The following is a 14,232-nucleotide window of genomic DNA, read 5'->3' on the forward strand; positions in this document are numbered from 1 at the left end:
TGCCTCAGCATCCCATTTTTATTAATAAAAGCAAACTACAGGCGTACCTACCTGAATATTATCGAATATAGCATTCGCCACAGCCGGTGGGCAGTTTACACAGCCATGAGAACCATTGGTCTTATATATATCCTTACCAAACTCCTGTCTCCAGTAAGCATCGTGAAGCCCAACCCCTCTTACAAATGGCATCCAGAAGGAAACTGGAGTTGCATAGTCCTCACCCTTCAGTGTTGCATTTCTTTGCTTAAGCTTTACACTATAAATACCTGTTGGAGTTCCGTTACCCTTACTTAAGTCTCCTGTAACAATATCCCCCTCTACTACAAGCGCACCATTTTTATAAAACCATAAATGCTGTTTTGTCATATCTACTTCAACATATGTATTGCCAATGTCATTGCTTATACTGCCAAAAGCAGTCTTTGAATATTTAGGTTCTCTTTCTACTACTTGTCCTTCTTTTATGGCCGCAAGTAAAGTTTGAACGTCATCATTAACACTAATTGCATAGCCATAATCTCCGCCACCAACAGCTATCATAGCACCAGATGATGTTTTAAAGTTTCTTGCCCTGCCTACAGTATTATACTTATTAGCAAGTCCTTGAACATACTCTCTAACTTTTTCCTCATCAATTTTAGCAGCAAAATCTTTATCTACATAAATCCACTGTTTTATTATAGAACCGTCTATTACTTCACTTTGTCCACCCAATTTATAAGTGGTTTTTGAAGTTATATACTTATTAAGCAGGTCTTTAGCCGCTACTAGCTTTTGGTCTTTAGAAGTATACTGTGGATTTATATACAGCTTTTCTGCTTCTAAATCTATTGAAGTTTCAAGCTTTTTAACTGAGTTTTCCACCTTAGAATATAAACCGTCTTTGTTAAGCTTAGTTCCCATAACTTCATTTTCAATAACATAGCCGTTATCAGTATATTTTATACCAGCATCCTTAGGCTCAACTATGTTTTTGCTATCAAGACAAGCTAGCTTATCAAATTGCTTTTTTAATAAATCTTTATCATATACAAGTTCTAATGATATATTTGTGTCCTTCTTATCAAAAAAAGCTGATATCCATTTATATCCCTTTTGCTTATCCTTAAGGTCTTGAACTGATTTGTCTGCATCATATTTCATTCCTATATCCGCAGCTTTAATCTGTTCAGTTTTTCCTTCTCTTTCCTTTAAGCTCAAGCTGTAATCTTTAAGCTGTGCTGCTACTTCAGTTTTTACCTTCTCTACAGTTTTACCAGATGCATTAATGCCATTAATTACAGAACCATAATAAAAATGATTCGTATAATATGCAGCTACTCCAAAGTAAATGATAAGTAGAGTACCAAGTAAAATGCTGCTTCCTATTATAACCTTTTTACGGTTAGGTTTTTTCTTTCTTGTACTTCTATCTGTTTCTATATTTCTCTCAGTTTCCGTAATAACGCCCCTCCTGTTCGAGTAAATCTTAGAATAATTCTATATTCCACTTCATTAAACAATAAAAAAATTCCATCTGCCAAACCTAGGCAGAAAAAAACTAGCGGCACCTTTGTAAGCAGCTAGTTAATATGCTAATAATAACTACGCATATAATATTATAAACCAACAATTTAAAATAATAAACATTGATTTACATTTTAATTCTCAATTATATGATCTTTTTCTAACTTTTTAATAAAAATTATACTGTTATATCCTTCTTATTATAAATTGCAAAGGAAGCCCCTACACATATAATCATTACTGCCAGCATTACAAATACATACTTAAGCTCTAGGGCGTTATTTGAAATTATCTTTGAAGAATCCACATAGCTAAAAAAACTTATATATTTAAAGGCAGGGGTTTAACATATTCCTTTTAAAACTAATGATGCATTATGTCCTCCAAATCCAAAGGAATTAGTCAAAGCATAGTTAAATTCTAAATTTTTACCTTCATTAGGTACGTAGTACAAATCACATTCTGGATCCGGAGTTTTATAATTTATTGTTGGAGGCAAAAATTTCTCTTTAACTGAAAATGCAGTTATAATAGCCTCCACAGCACCTGATGCTCCTAACAAGTGCGCTGTCATCGATTTTGTTGAGCTAATAGGAATCTCATATGCATATTGCCCAAACACAGACTTTACAGCAGCAGTTTCATTCTTATCATTTGGTTTTGTAGACGTCCCGTGGGCATTTATATATCCAATGCCAGAAGGTTTTATACCGGCATCTTCAATAGCAAGCTTCATACACCTAGCAGCACCTTCTCCTCCTTCAGCAGGCGCAGTTATATGATATGCATCATTTGTGCAGCCATAGCCAACTACCTCAGCCACGATATCTGCTCCTCTATTTAAAGCATGCTCAAGCTCCTCAAGTATAAGTACACCAGCACCTTCTCCTAGTACAAATCCACTTCTTTCTAAATCAAAGGGTCTACAGGCTGATGCAGGATCATTATTCGTTGTCATAGCTTTACTTGCACAAAAGCCCGCTAAGGTTAATCCTGTAATAGGTGCCTCAGCTCCTCCAGCAATCATAACATCTGCATCATTTCTTTGGATTACCTTAAATGCATCGCCAATAGAATTGGTTGATGAAGCGCAAGCTGTAACAGAGCACTCATTGAAGCCTTTAAATCCATATTTTATGGCTATAACCCCTGAGGCCATATTAGGAATCATCATTGGAACAAAAAATGGACTTACTCTGCGATAACCTTTTTCTATTAATTCACTATGCTGATTTACCATAGTTTCAATGCCGCCAATACCTGTGCCGATTATTACCCCTACTCTTTCTTTGTTTACCTTATCTAAATCCAACCTTGAATCTTCAATTGCCATTTGGGCAGATGCCAAAGCAAACTGCGCAAATCTATCCGTCCTTTTAACTTCTTTTTTATCAATAAAGTCATTTGGATTAAAGTCCTTTACCTCAGCTCCAACTTTAGTAGGTAATTCAGAAACATCTACTCTTTCAATCCTGTTTATTCCACATTTTCCACTCTTTATTGACTGCCAAAGCTTATTTGCACCAATTCCAAGGGATGTGACAGCCCCCATACCTGTAATAACTACTCTTCTTTTCATAAAGTCCTCCTACTTTCATATTAATAGTTACAGTTTAATTTTTTCAAATTTGCATAGCATTTACTTTAATTGATTTAATAGATATAATAAATTTGAAATGAATGAGTTTTACCTTTGAATATAATTTTAATAGATATTATCCATTAAAATGAACCAATATTGCTTTTTGATATAATAACTATTAATAGGATAAGGTGTTTAAAATATGAAAGACTTAAAAGAAGCTATAGTTTCAACTATAGATTATATTGAGAAAAATCTTTATAATAAGATTTCTTTAGATGATATATCCAAGCATACTGGGATATCAAAATATTATCTACATAGAATTTTTAAATCTTTAACAGGAGAGTCTATTATTGAATATGTTCAATCACGAAAGCTAACAGCAAGTATTAGTGAACTTTTAAATACTAATATGAGAATTATAGATATTGCTTTAGATTATGGCTTTGACTATGAGCAGTCTTATATAAGAGCTTTCAAAAAGGCCTTTGGCTGTACCCCTCTAAAAGTGAGATCAGACCAAACCTCATTAAGTCTAGTTATTAAAGAAAAAATTAATACTAACGATATCTTGTCTCTGGGTAATTCGATTACTTATAACCCACATTTTGTATTTAGACAAAAGTTTAATTTAATCGGTATTAAGCATAAAATATTAAGTAAATCTGGTGATAAAACTGCAAATGCATATGGACGTGATTTCTTTTATAATTATAAGGATAAAATTAGTAGCACTATAAACCCACAGGTGTATTTTGGTTATACAGACTGGAGCAGTAATGGATTCATATATTACATTCCAAGTGTACAGGTGCATGATTTGACTAATATTCCCGAAGGAATGACAGGTATTTCTATACCAGCCCATAAGTACGTAGTATTTCGTTTTGTTGGCTTTTTTCGTCCTGATGATATTAATGGAAGACATGTAGGCCGTTTATTAGTTCAATTATATTCTAAATGGATTTTTAAATCAGGTTATAACTTCGCTGATACTTTTAGGTTTGAATATATTGATACCTCCATGTCAAAAGATAACTATTGCGAATTATATGTATATCAGCCAATAGTGGAGTGTTAAGTCCCAGTTTGAAAGAAATTAGGATAGGAGTGTGATCTCATGAGACTTCACAGGCTTTTAGGTATTATTATGCTAATTGATTCCAGAGGAATAATGAAAGCAAGAAATTTAGCAGAAATTCTTGAAACCTCCGAGAGAAGTATATATAGAGACATTGATATATTATGTGAAGCAGGTATTCCCATTACCTCAATTCCAGGTCCAAATGGAGGATATTCCTTTATGGAAGGCTATAAAATTAATTCTAATAGCCTAGGAAGTGAAGATGTAGTGAATTTACTTCTTTCCAGTATGGGCATTAGACCAGAAAATAATACAGGGGCCTCTGAGGAACTAAACAATGCCTTTATTAAGCTTGAAAGCTCTGTTTCTAAGGAGCATAGGCAGGAGATTGTTAGGGCTAAGGAAAGCTTTTTCGTTGATTCCGAGCCTTGGTGGGGCAAAAGGCATGAAAATCAATATGTGGATTTAATAAAAAAATCAGTACTTAATTTAAATAAATTAAAAATACATTATAAGAAATATACTGGCGAAGTATCAGAACGGGTTATAAGACCTTACGGTGTAGTAATAAAAAACTCCCAGTGGTATATGGTAGCCTTTTGTGAATTAAAAAATGAAATTAGAGTTTTTAAATGTGCTAGAGTAACAGATATTGAAGTGCTGGAGGAAAGCTTCATTATGCCAGACAGCTTTTATTTAAAAGACTTTTGGAAAAAGAGCAAGAAGCAATTTGTGACAAGAACAGTTTCTGAATCAGTTAGCAGCTCTTATCCTGTAAAGCTTAAATTTTACGAAGAAAAGAAAAAGCTGCTTGAAGGCTTTAATATCTGTTCCACCACTGAAGATAATGGATATTTTATTTATGATATAGATATGATAAGCTTTACCACAGCCTGTAATGTTATTTTCCCTATGAGTGATAGATTAGAGGTTTTAGACCCTACTGAACTAAGAGAATTTATTATAAATAAAAGCAAAAAAATATGTGATTTATATAAAATTAACTAAATCCCTGACACATTATTGGCAAGGATTGTTTGCTATACTTTATATATCAAATGTATGAAAGGTAGGTAAATAATTATGAGAGAGAAAATAGTTAATATTAAAGGTTTCAAGGCTGTAGGGCTAACTTACTTTGGAGACAATAACAATGGAGAAATTCCAAACATGTGGAATACCTTTAACAAGCTTTACAAGGATATAAAGCATAAGAGTGCTTCAATGCTTTGTTATGGAGTATGCGATGATATGCCGGACTCTGAAGGTAAGTTCCACTATACAGCTTGTGCAGAAGTAGACAGCTTTGAGGATATTCCAGAAGGAATGACAACAGTAGTTGTGCCAGAAGGAAAATATGTTGTGTACACCTTTGTTGGTGCTTTAAAAGACTTAGGTGAATTTTATGATAATATATTCAGTAAATGGATACCAGCCGCTGAGTATGAACTAGATTATAGACCTCAGCTCGAGTTATACGATGATAGATTTATGAACAATGGAGAGTTTGATGTATACATTCCTATTAAATAAGACAATAGCCCTTAGCACGCGCTAGGGGCTTATCTCTTAATAGTAACAAACAATAGGGGTACCTATCTCAATATTATTATATACAGTCTTGGCTACATCATAAGGGCAATTTACACAACCATGGGAGCCATTTGTCTTATATATACTTCCTCCAAATTCACCATATCTCCAGCTGGCATCATGCATTCCAATTCCTCCATTAAAAGGCATCCAATAATCAACTGGAGCTGCATATCCCTGTCCTTTTAGCACAGCATCCCTTTCCTTATACTTTAAACTATAAATACCTGATGGTGTTGCATGCCCACTGCTTAGGTTTCCAGTTACCACATTACCCTGTACTACAAGGGAACCATTTTTATAAAACCATAGATGTTGTCTTGATATGTCTATCTCAACATAGGTATTCCCTACATCATTACTGCCGCTAGCAAAAGCTGTTTGAGCATACTTAGGTTCTCTTGTTGCAGCCTGCCCTTCCTTTATAGCTGCAGCTAGATATTCTAATTCTTTGTCAACGCTAATTGCAGATCCATAATCTCCCCCACTAACATTTATTGTAGTTCCTGAAGATGTATGGAAGCTTCTTATCTTGCCAATAGTATTATACTTGCTGGCAAGTCCCTGTACATAGGCCTTAATTTTTCCTTCATCAACCTTAACTTTAAAATTTTCATCAAGATAAATCCACTTATTTATTATAGAGTTATCTATAGTTTCCTTTTGCATTCCAAAATTATAGGTGATTTTCGAAGCTATGTATTTATTTAGCTGATTTTTAGCTTCTATAAGCTTTTCAGATTTAGAAGTATACTGAGGTTTTATATAGCAATCGATTGTTTCCATGTCCACTATAGTTTCCTCTTTTATAATTGCATTTTCTACCTTTGCATATAAAACATCCTTATTAATCTTAGTGCCATTAACCTCATCTACAATGACATAGCCGTTATCATTATATTTGATACTAGCATTCTTAGGTTCAATTACGTTTTTGCTGTCAAAGCAAGAAAGCTTGTCAAATTGCTTTTTTAATAATTCCTTATCATAGGTAAGTTTTAATGTGATGGCGTTATCCTCCTTACTAAAAAAAGCTGAAATCCACTTAAAGCCGTTTTGCCTATCTTTTAATGCCCCAACCTCCTTATCGGAATCATATTTCATTCCAATATCTACTGCTTTGATTTGTTCAGTTTTTCCTCCTCTCTCCTTTAAACTTAAGCTGTAATCTTTAAGCTGCGCCTCTACTTCACTTTTTACTTCCTCTACAGTTTTACCTGAAGCACTAATACAATTAACTACAGAACCATAATAAAAATGATTCATATAGTATATAGCTGCTCCAAAATAGATCACAAGGAGAACACCAAGTGCAATAATAAGCCCCATTACAACCTTTTTCCCTTTAGGTTTTTTCTTTTCTGTAATTTTCTCTGTCTCCGTAAAACCGCCCCCTCATGCAAGCAAATTAAAGTTAATTCACTTCCTTTAAAAAATTCTATATTCCATTGTATGAGAGAACCTTTAGATTTAAAACCAAAGAACTTTAATAGAAAAAAACTAGCAGCTTTTTTATCAGCTGTTAGTTTATATTCTAAGAATTAAAGTTTTTTTATTTTAATCAAAGTTTAAGACTTTATACTTTTTCCTCCCACCAACCAAAAGCCAATCTAGTCTGCACTTTCTCCTTTCCAGGGGATAGAAAAAATAAGACAAAGGAACTTCCAGGCGGAATGATATACATGCCTTGAAAATCGTGCTTTGTAAGTGTTTCGTTTGGTTCCACCCTTCTCACAAAGGTATATGTGCCGCCTGTAGGCGCTTTTTTTACAAAATCTGCACTCTGTATTTTTACCATAGGCATTGGTGGTGGAATAATTGACTGATTCCCAGCAGCAAAGTGTCTTGATAATTTTCCTTCTCCAGGTAGTACGCTGCTAAGCCAACCTTCTGCAGTCAAAGGCTTATCATAGAAGTTGGAAATGGTATAGGCATTTAAAAACATATTAACATTTGAATCTGCGGGATTTATTAATCCTCCCCAGGCGTTATATCCGCCTCCAAAAGTTATCATATTAGTTTGGCCTAGAAAGTATTTACCTTGGTAAGAATGATATACAGCATCAGACAGTACAATAACCTCTTGAGGATGTTTTTCTTTTCTCATTGCATTAGAGCTCATAATTTACCTCCTCTAGAATATCTATTGTCCTCCACATCAGATTTTTCCTCCCACCAAGTCAAAACAATGGTTCCCTTGATATTTCCTGAGTCCAATGCCTTTAATAGTATTGAAAAGGAGCCTCCTGGGCCAATAATTATAGAACCCTGATGAGAATCACTTACCAAGGTTGAATTCGGAGCAACAATTCTGCCGAAGATATTCACACCATTTTTTAAGGGTTCATTTATATTATCCGCATATTTCATTATGGCTTTTGGCTTTGGGGGTGGTATAATACCCTGATTTGACGGGGTAACAGTTGTAGCTTCTATTGACTTCCTTGGCTCCTTTGCATTTAGCCATATCTCTCCAATAAAGCTTTCAGTTGAAAAGTTAGTAATAGTAAAAATATCAAAATACAAATTTACACCTGAATCAATTGGGTTTACTATTCCGCCCCAAGCACTAAGCCCATCCCCAAAATCAAGCATCCCTGTTTGTCCGATAAAATATCTTCCAAGCATAGAATTAAATGCTGGACTGGTTATATCAACTACTTCAATTGGCCTTTCTTTCATTCTTTTAGGCATCTTTTCCCTCCAAATTACAATATCTCATATTGGCATAATATGAGATACTTAAGGGATTTGTTCCACTAGTTAAATTCATTAAGCAGCGTTAAAACAAATGGTCTATACAGATTTTATATTCTTTTTAGAAATTCACTAAAATAACCATAAAACTCTTCCTTGTTTGCAAGCTGCACATTATGATCTGGATGGGACATTTCATATGCAATGCAATTTGGAAGCAAGGACTGCATTTTAATATAATCTTCGTCTGGTACACCTTCATGGCTGCTGGATCTTATTAATAAAGCAAGACACTTTATTCTAGGCAATAAATAGAACCACTCCTTATAATATACAGTACCAATAGCCTTAGCCTGAGGACTAAACAGCATGTCATAGCCTTCAACAGTCTCTATCAAGCTGTTCATAAAATATTGATATTCTAAAGCTGAAACTGAAACCTCCTTAATGAAACTCATTGCTTCATTTAGTGTGGCAAATGGTAATGGCCAATCCTTTGTAAGCCAACTTCTTTCCCCTTCTGCTTTTTTAGATTCCGCAGCTGACATGTCCAGTATTGCTACTGCGTTTACATAACTAGGATATACCGCAGCTAAATATCCAGCTACAGCCCCTCCCATAGAATGCCCTACCAAAATCACTGAATGGATATCTAAATAATTTAATAGTTCAATCACATCCTCAGCCATTTCTTTAGCAGTGTATTCAGCTTCAGGCTTGCTGCTAAGCCCATGTCCTCTCTGATCTGGTGCAATAATTCTATACTGTTTTCCATAGTGCTTTATAAAATCCTGCCAGGTTTCTGCCCTCCCCCATCTTCCATGCAGACAAAGTATTACTGGTCCTTCAGTTTTCGTATCAAAGTAAAACATGTCAATACTCTTAAGCTTTGCAATACTTCTGTAAATTTTCACTGTTTCCATGCTATTTCCCTCCATTTATTTTAATTTGATTTAAAAAATCCTCTTGTTACACTTACTTGTACTTTCAGCAAAATGATATGATATCAAACAGTTTTATATCAAACTATATTATTAAAAAAATTTAAAAGTTATTTTTTATTTTTATTAAGGTTTTTATAAGCTCCTCCTTTTCGCTTTTTGAAATGCCCTCATACACTGTAGACAATAGCTTTTGTGATATTTCATCAAACATAGGTTTTAGTGCTCTGCCCTTTTCAGTTAAGGTCACAAACACCACCCGGTTATCTTCCGTATCCCTTGTTTTCAGAGCATATCCTTGCTTTATTAATTTGTCTACAAGTGCAGTTACCGTTGACTTATCCTTATCTATCTTCTCTGCAAGCTCCTTCATAGTTAGCTTTTCAATTTTTAAGAGTGCAAGAAGAATGTCTCCATGAGATGTTGCAAGTCCTTCTACTCCAAAGCTCTCCATCTCACTTTCAATGAGCCTATTAGCACAATCTCTTACTTTTGAAATTAATGATATTATATCTCTTGCTTCCATGCCTCAATTATAGTTTTATATCAAACCATTGTCAAGTAGTTTCAGACAGAATAAAAGGGAATCTCAGTGACTTAGAGATTCCCAACTTAATTACTTATATACAATTTTTCTAATAGTTTCTGTGGAAAGTCCATATTCCTCTGCCAAGTCGTCAATAGATATTTTCTTAAAGAACTTATTTCTTATTTCTTCATTTCTTTCCGTAAAATAAGTTCTTGCACCCGAACCTTCTCCCCACTTTTTTCGCTCTTTGCTTTTAGGAATGTATAACGCTTCTCCTTCAATATATTTTTGAATTTCATGCAGCAGCTCATCCGGTAGAATATCAAATGCATTTTTATACTTCATAATTCCTACCTTGCCTTATCTGTTCTTCTTCAAAAACTCTTCAATGTTATCATAAGCATCAATTACTATTCCGTGTTCCTCAATTACAGCTACAATACGTTCTTCAAGTTTCTTTGCTCTATTGTAAAATGGTGTTAAGTCATCAGCACCATAAGCACTTAATAAATCTAATTCTTCTAGACCAAATTCTTCTTTTATGATATCTAATTCATATTGAAGCATACATCCCCACATAAAGACTCTTACTGAATCCTTCTTTTCACAATGTACATAAATTCTACGCCAAGTATAGCATAGCTCCTGATACCAATCTGCTAAATTTTTAAAATTAGCCTCTGGTTTGCTTTTTACTGTGTTATCCTTCTTTTCTTTAATAAATTGTCTTGTTGTATTAATAATTTCGTAGCATAACTGCTTTATTTCCTCTACACCATCTGCATGAATGATTTTTTCATACAATGTAATAAATTCAGCTGGTATCTCTTTCATTGTTCTTAACTCTTCCATTTGGTAAATCTGCGTAGTCTTAAAATAGGTATGATTTAAATCTGCTACTGCCACTGCTAAATAATCTATTATATATCCGCTTGCTTTTCTAATGTTGCATATAGAATTTTCAAATACCATCGTCTGATATATCTGCATAGCTATATTTAAATGTTCTAAGGACTTCTTATACATAAATTCAGCATTACTTAGATTTTTCTTCAATCTTTTTTGAAGCTGTTCAAATCTCTCTTTACATGCTTCATCTTTTGCGTAGAGAATCCTTGCATCTGCCAAAGAGGTGGTATTATATTCTTTAACTTCTGCAAAACTTTCCATCCTGTTCCATGAAATTGGATATAAATCATATCCTTTCCCATCAATAATAAAGGTTTTTGATAGGTTATATGCATGTTCAGTTTCTGGAATGAAAAAGCTTAATGCATATTCTCCCTTATCTTCTTCCAGCCTTAAAGTATCATGCGCTAGCAGCAGACTAATTTCTCCTTGATATTCTTTATTGATTTTATCTATAGCCCACTTAGTTAGTTCCTCATTTATATTTTTCATAATTTAATTGCCCCCAATTTTATGATTTTTCAGTGCACTGTTTGATTACAATTAAATTATACATGGCTTAAGGAATCCACTTCAATGCCTCTTTCTATTATAATAATTCTTTACCTAGTTCAAAGTCTATTTCATTATGCTTTGCCCTCCAGAGTATTGCAGGCATTGGCAATGTTTGCTGGAGACTGTACCCTATGTAGCATAAATGCAAATACTAGCCCAATTAGAAGCGCTGGTATAAATTCCAGGGAATTGAATGAACTTGTTCTTACAATACCGCTGTGTACTGCATCTGAAAGAAAGGTGTAAACCCAATGAAATAATACTGCTGTAAACAAATTTTGATTTGTTTTTATATAGACATAAGTATAGATAAAACAGCTGCTAGTAACAGATATCATAAAGGTAAGAAATGAAAGATGATGCTCATACTGATTAGTGCCTACTGTGTAAAACAATGGCAAGTGCCATAAGGACCAAATTAGCCCAATCACTAAACTTGCTGCGTTAGGATTTACAACTCTTAATAGCCTTTTTAAAGCAAAGCCTCTCCAACCATATTCCTCAGAGAGTGGACCCAATATAAACAATGGAATAATAGTAGGTAGTAAGTTTAGAAATATAGAATAATTAAAGTTGCCACCCAAAACTGTATAAATAACAATCCAAGATGCAGCAAAACAAGCTGCAGTTAATATTATGACAGCAACCCACTTTAAGCCGATTTTAACTTGGAATGCTTCTTTAATAAATTGCTTGGCCTGTCTTTTACCTTGAAAAATAGCAGTAAGTACTATTCCTGTTATGGAAGGCACAAAGCCTCCAATCATGGCTAATATAATTGCCCAAGCTGGCCCAACTGCACCTCTTTTAAACCCCATAGTTGGAACTTTGAATAAAGCAATTGGTCCCCAAAACACAAATAAGCTTAAGAATATAGTAACTACGAAAAATATTGTAACCTCTCTTAAATCCTTACTTTTCATACATAGCCCCCTAAATTATTTTTAAAAATACATAATTTAAGATTATTTACCCCCTAACATATGCAAAACTGAATTTGATATAAGCTTAAAAAGCTTTATAACATCAATGCTATTTTCATTACTACCATAACATTTTTGTAAAACAGCTTTATTAACTACACCATCAATTGTGGTAATAATATAAGAAAAGATATCCTCCAGCGGAAAGATTGCTTTAAGCTCTCCCTTATTTACTCCTTCCGTTATCACTTTGAAAAGTGTACTCATAAGATATTGGCCATTTTCCTGTTCTGTAAGACTATTTTTAAACTTAACTGACTTCTCAGGATGATTGGATAAATATACAGTAAGCTCAAATTGAAATTTTCCAAGTGTATCTGGACTATCATTAATATAGTTTGCCAAGAAATTAAATAGCTCCTTAATTACACCTTCTGCAGCATCTATACTTGTTACAATCTCATCAATTTTATGCTTATAGTTATTTTTAGCCGTCTCTCTATTAATTAAGGCTATAATAACCTCATCAATATCACTAAAATATCTGTATATCCCTCCTTTACTTATACCAGCTTCCTTTATAACATCAAGCATAGTCATCTCATATAATGGTTTTTGCTTAAATATCATAAAGGCAGCATCTAATATTTCATTTTTCTTTTTATTAATATAATCATCATTTACTTTCGGCATTAGCTTTTCTCCTTTGCTAAAATGAGATATGTCTCATTTTTATATTTCTATCTTACTACTGATAAAAGTTAATGTCAATACTAAAATGAGAGTGTTCTCATCTTAATAAACATATATTATTGCTGCATCGTATTTTATTTAATAATCATAAATTAACATAAAAACTAGCAGCTTTTATAAAACTGCTAGTTTTTCACTTTGAATGTGGCTTTTATAGATTTTATTTTTCTAGAGCTCATTAAGAAGCATTTTTACTTCATTAACAGCATAATCTAAATCCTCTTTCTCCAGTATTCTAAAATATAGACTTCTTAGAAATGTCTTCATATTAACTCTTAAGCGCCAATATTCCCGCTTCTTTTTATCATTAGGCTTTTCAATTTTAAATCCTTGCAGCCAGTGAATTATTTGAGAATTACTAAGCATTTTTCTGTTAATAGCGCTTTCCACAGCCGTAACCATTCTCTCATCCTCTTCATCAACGTAAACATAATAATCAATACATACCTTAGCTTTTATAGAATTTAACACATCCATTAAATCTTCTGTATTAAAGCAGCTGCATTGAATTAATTCGTCTAAAGCATCTGCTGTGTGTGCTGCTGAATGTGCCCAACCTTTAATATCAACGTATCCTCTAACATCTCGTTCAGTAAGCATATATTGCATAAGCTTATCTTTCACCTCATACAACTCTTTTTCTGATAAAATGCCTATCTCTCTATGTTTATATAAAATTAGAGCAACTATTAACACTGAAAAGGTTCTTGTAAAAATAGCATCCTCATCTTCATCCTGTAATTTATAAAAAAGATGTGTTTTATCCAAACAAATATTCAACAAGCACTTAAGCTGTTCAACGGTAAATCTGTCTTCAATGATAAAATGATAAAATGTTGTATATATTAAATCATCTCTAAACTCAGAATCCAAAGAGCCTAAGTTGTCCGTCATTTGAAGTGCTACTTTAAAATAGTGATCTTTATTTTCTAATAAGTAGTTATTAGCTTTTATTTTAATTAGTTTTTCTTTTAGTATACTTTTTTCTCCCATTATTTCGTCCCCCAATACCTTATTTTAAATACCCCTATTCCATTATATTACAAAACAGAAACACTTCACACTACTCAGCTTATGGTTTTTCCCATATAAACCACTAAAAAATCTCATCTCCCTTTATTTTTATAATCAGAATCTCTTGGCAGACTAAATAA

General features: G+C 33.4%; 16 protein-coding genes. 3 read left to right on the forward strand and 13 right to left on the reverse strand.

Annotated elements, in window-relative coordinates; translation table 11 throughout:
• Window positions 1-21 precede the first annotated feature (21 nt).
• The 3 genes from bsdE14_RS08515 to fabF form a co-directional block, all read right to left on the reverse strand.
• On the reverse strand, window positions 22-1,203 hold the full coding sequence (locus bsdE14_RS08515) for a L,D-transpeptidase family protein (protein WP_309298115.1): 1,182 nt from the start codon (window positions 1,201-1,203) through the stop codon (window positions 22-24).
• Window positions 1,204-1,687: 484 nt separating this feature from the next.
• Window positions 1,688-1,816: a hypothetical protein gene (locus bsdE14_RS08520; RefSeq protein WP_264849509.1), complete on the reverse strand. Its 129-nt coding sequence runs from the start codon at window positions 1,814-1,816 to the stop codon at window positions 1,688-1,690.
• A 36-nt stretch (window positions 1,817-1,852) separates the two neighbouring features.
• The gene (gene fabF, locus bsdE14_RS08525; RefSeq protein WP_264849510.1) at window positions 1,853-3,088 is read right to left on the reverse strand and encodes a beta-ketoacyl-ACP synthase II; all 1,236 of its coding nucleotides are present in this window, start codon (window positions 3,086-3,088) and stop codon (window positions 1,853-1,855) included.
• Between the two features lie 205 nt (window positions 3,089-3,293).
• Here fabF and bsdE14_RS08530 point away from each other — a divergent pair, with 205 nt between their 5' ends.
• The 3 genes from bsdE14_RS08530 to bsdE14_RS08540 all read left to right on the forward strand — a co-directional run bounded on the left by bsdE14_RS08530 (window position 3,294) and on the right by bsdE14_RS08540 (window position 5,711).
• Window positions 3,294-4,175, forward strand: coding sequence for an AraC family transcriptional regulator (locus bsdE14_RS08530; protein WP_264849511.1), 882 nt, complete (start codon window positions 3,294-3,296; stop codon window positions 4,173-4,175).
• 39 nt (window positions 4,176-4,214) lie between these two features.
• Window positions 4,215-5,186: a helix-turn-helix transcriptional regulator gene (locus bsdE14_RS08535; RefSeq protein ID WP_264849512.1), complete on the forward strand. Its 972-nt coding sequence runs from the start codon at window positions 4,215-4,217 to the stop codon at window positions 5,184-5,186.
• A gap of 75 nt (window positions 5,187-5,261) precedes the next feature.
• On the forward strand, window positions 5,262-5,711 hold the full coding sequence (locus tag bsdE14_RS08540) for a GyrI-like domain-containing protein (protein WP_264849513.1): 450 nt from the start codon (window positions 5,262-5,264) through the stop codon (window positions 5,709-5,711).
• Window positions 5,712-5,747: 36 nt separating this feature from the next.
• On the opposite strand, the gene bsdE14_RS08545 is transcribed toward bsdE14_RS08540, so the two are convergent.
• The 10 genes from bsdE14_RS08545 to bsdE14_RS08590 all read right to left on the reverse strand — a co-directional run bounded on the left by bsdE14_RS08545 (window position 5,748) and on the right by bsdE14_RS08590 (window position 14,071).
• Window positions 5,748-7,100 (reverse strand): L,D-transpeptidase family protein, encoded by a 1,353-nt coding sequence (locus bsdE14_RS08545; protein ID WP_264849514.1) that lies wholly within the window; start codon window positions 7,098-7,100, stop codon window positions 5,748-5,750.
• A 247-nt stretch (window positions 7,101-7,347) separates the two neighbouring features.
• Window positions 7,348-7,893 carry a DUF6143 family protein gene (locus bsdE14_RS08550; RefSeq protein WP_264849515.1) on the reverse strand — a complete coding sequence of 182 codons (546 nt, stop codon included), beginning with the start codon at window positions 7,891-7,893 and terminating at the stop codon, window positions 7,348-7,350.
• Window positions 7,890-8,465 carry a DUF6143 family protein gene (locus bsdE14_RS08555; RefSeq protein ID WP_264849516.1) on the reverse strand — a complete coding sequence of 192 codons (576 nt, stop codon included), beginning with the start codon at window positions 8,463-8,465 and terminating at the stop codon, window positions 7,890-7,892. Before bsdE14_RS08555 ends, bsdE14_RS08550 begins: the two co-directional genes overlap by 4 nt.
• A 113-nt stretch (window positions 8,466-8,578) precedes the next feature.
• Window positions 8,579-9,391, reverse strand: a complete 813-nt coding sequence (locus tag bsdE14_RS08560; protein WP_264849517.1) for an alpha/beta fold hydrolase — start codon at window positions 9,389-9,391, stop codon at window positions 8,579-8,581.
• A 121-nt stretch (window positions 9,392-9,512) separates the two neighbouring features.
• A complete protein-coding gene (locus bsdE14_RS08565) occupies window positions 9,513-9,935 on the reverse strand; it encodes a MarR family winged helix-turn-helix transcriptional regulator (RefSeq protein ID WP_264849518.1) in 423 nt (140 codons plus the stop codon).
• Between the two features lie 90 nt (window positions 9,936-10,025).
• Window positions 10,026-10,283: a CD3324 family protein gene (locus bsdE14_RS08570; protein ID WP_264849519.1), complete on the reverse strand. Its 258-nt coding sequence runs from the start codon at window positions 10,281-10,283 to the stop codon at window positions 10,026-10,028.
• Window positions 10,284-10,298: 15 nt separating this feature from the next.
• Complete coding sequence (locus tag bsdE14_RS08575) at window positions 10,299-11,339, reverse strand: hypothetical protein (RefSeq protein ID WP_264849520.1); 1,041 nt, start codon at window positions 11,337-11,339, stop codon at window positions 10,299-10,301.
• 134 nt (window positions 11,340-11,473) lie between these two features.
• Window positions 11,474-12,325 carry a CPBP family intramembrane glutamic endopeptidase gene (locus bsdE14_RS08580; RefSeq protein ID WP_264849521.1) on the reverse strand — a complete coding sequence of 284 codons (852 nt, stop codon included), beginning with the start codon at window positions 12,323-12,325 and terminating at the stop codon, window positions 11,474-11,476.
• Window positions 12,326-12,367: 42 nt separating this feature from the next.
• A complete protein-coding gene (locus bsdE14_RS08585) occupies window positions 12,368-13,018 on the reverse strand; it encodes a TetR/AcrR family transcriptional regulator (RefSeq protein ID WP_264849522.1) in 651 nt (216 codons plus the stop codon).
• Window positions 13,019-13,246: 228 nt separating this feature from the next.
• Window positions 13,247-14,071 carry a DUF2785 domain-containing protein gene (locus bsdE14_RS08590; protein WP_264849523.1) on the reverse strand — a complete coding sequence of 275 codons (825 nt, stop codon included), beginning with the start codon at window positions 14,069-14,071 and terminating at the stop codon, window positions 13,247-13,249.
• Window positions 14,072-14,232 lie beyond the last annotated feature (161 nt).

This window comes from Clostridium omnivorum (genome assembly GCF_026012015.1).
Taxonomy (GTDB): Bacteria; Bacillota; Clostridia; order Clostridiales; family Clostridiaceae; genus Clostridium_AX; species Clostridium_AX omnivorum.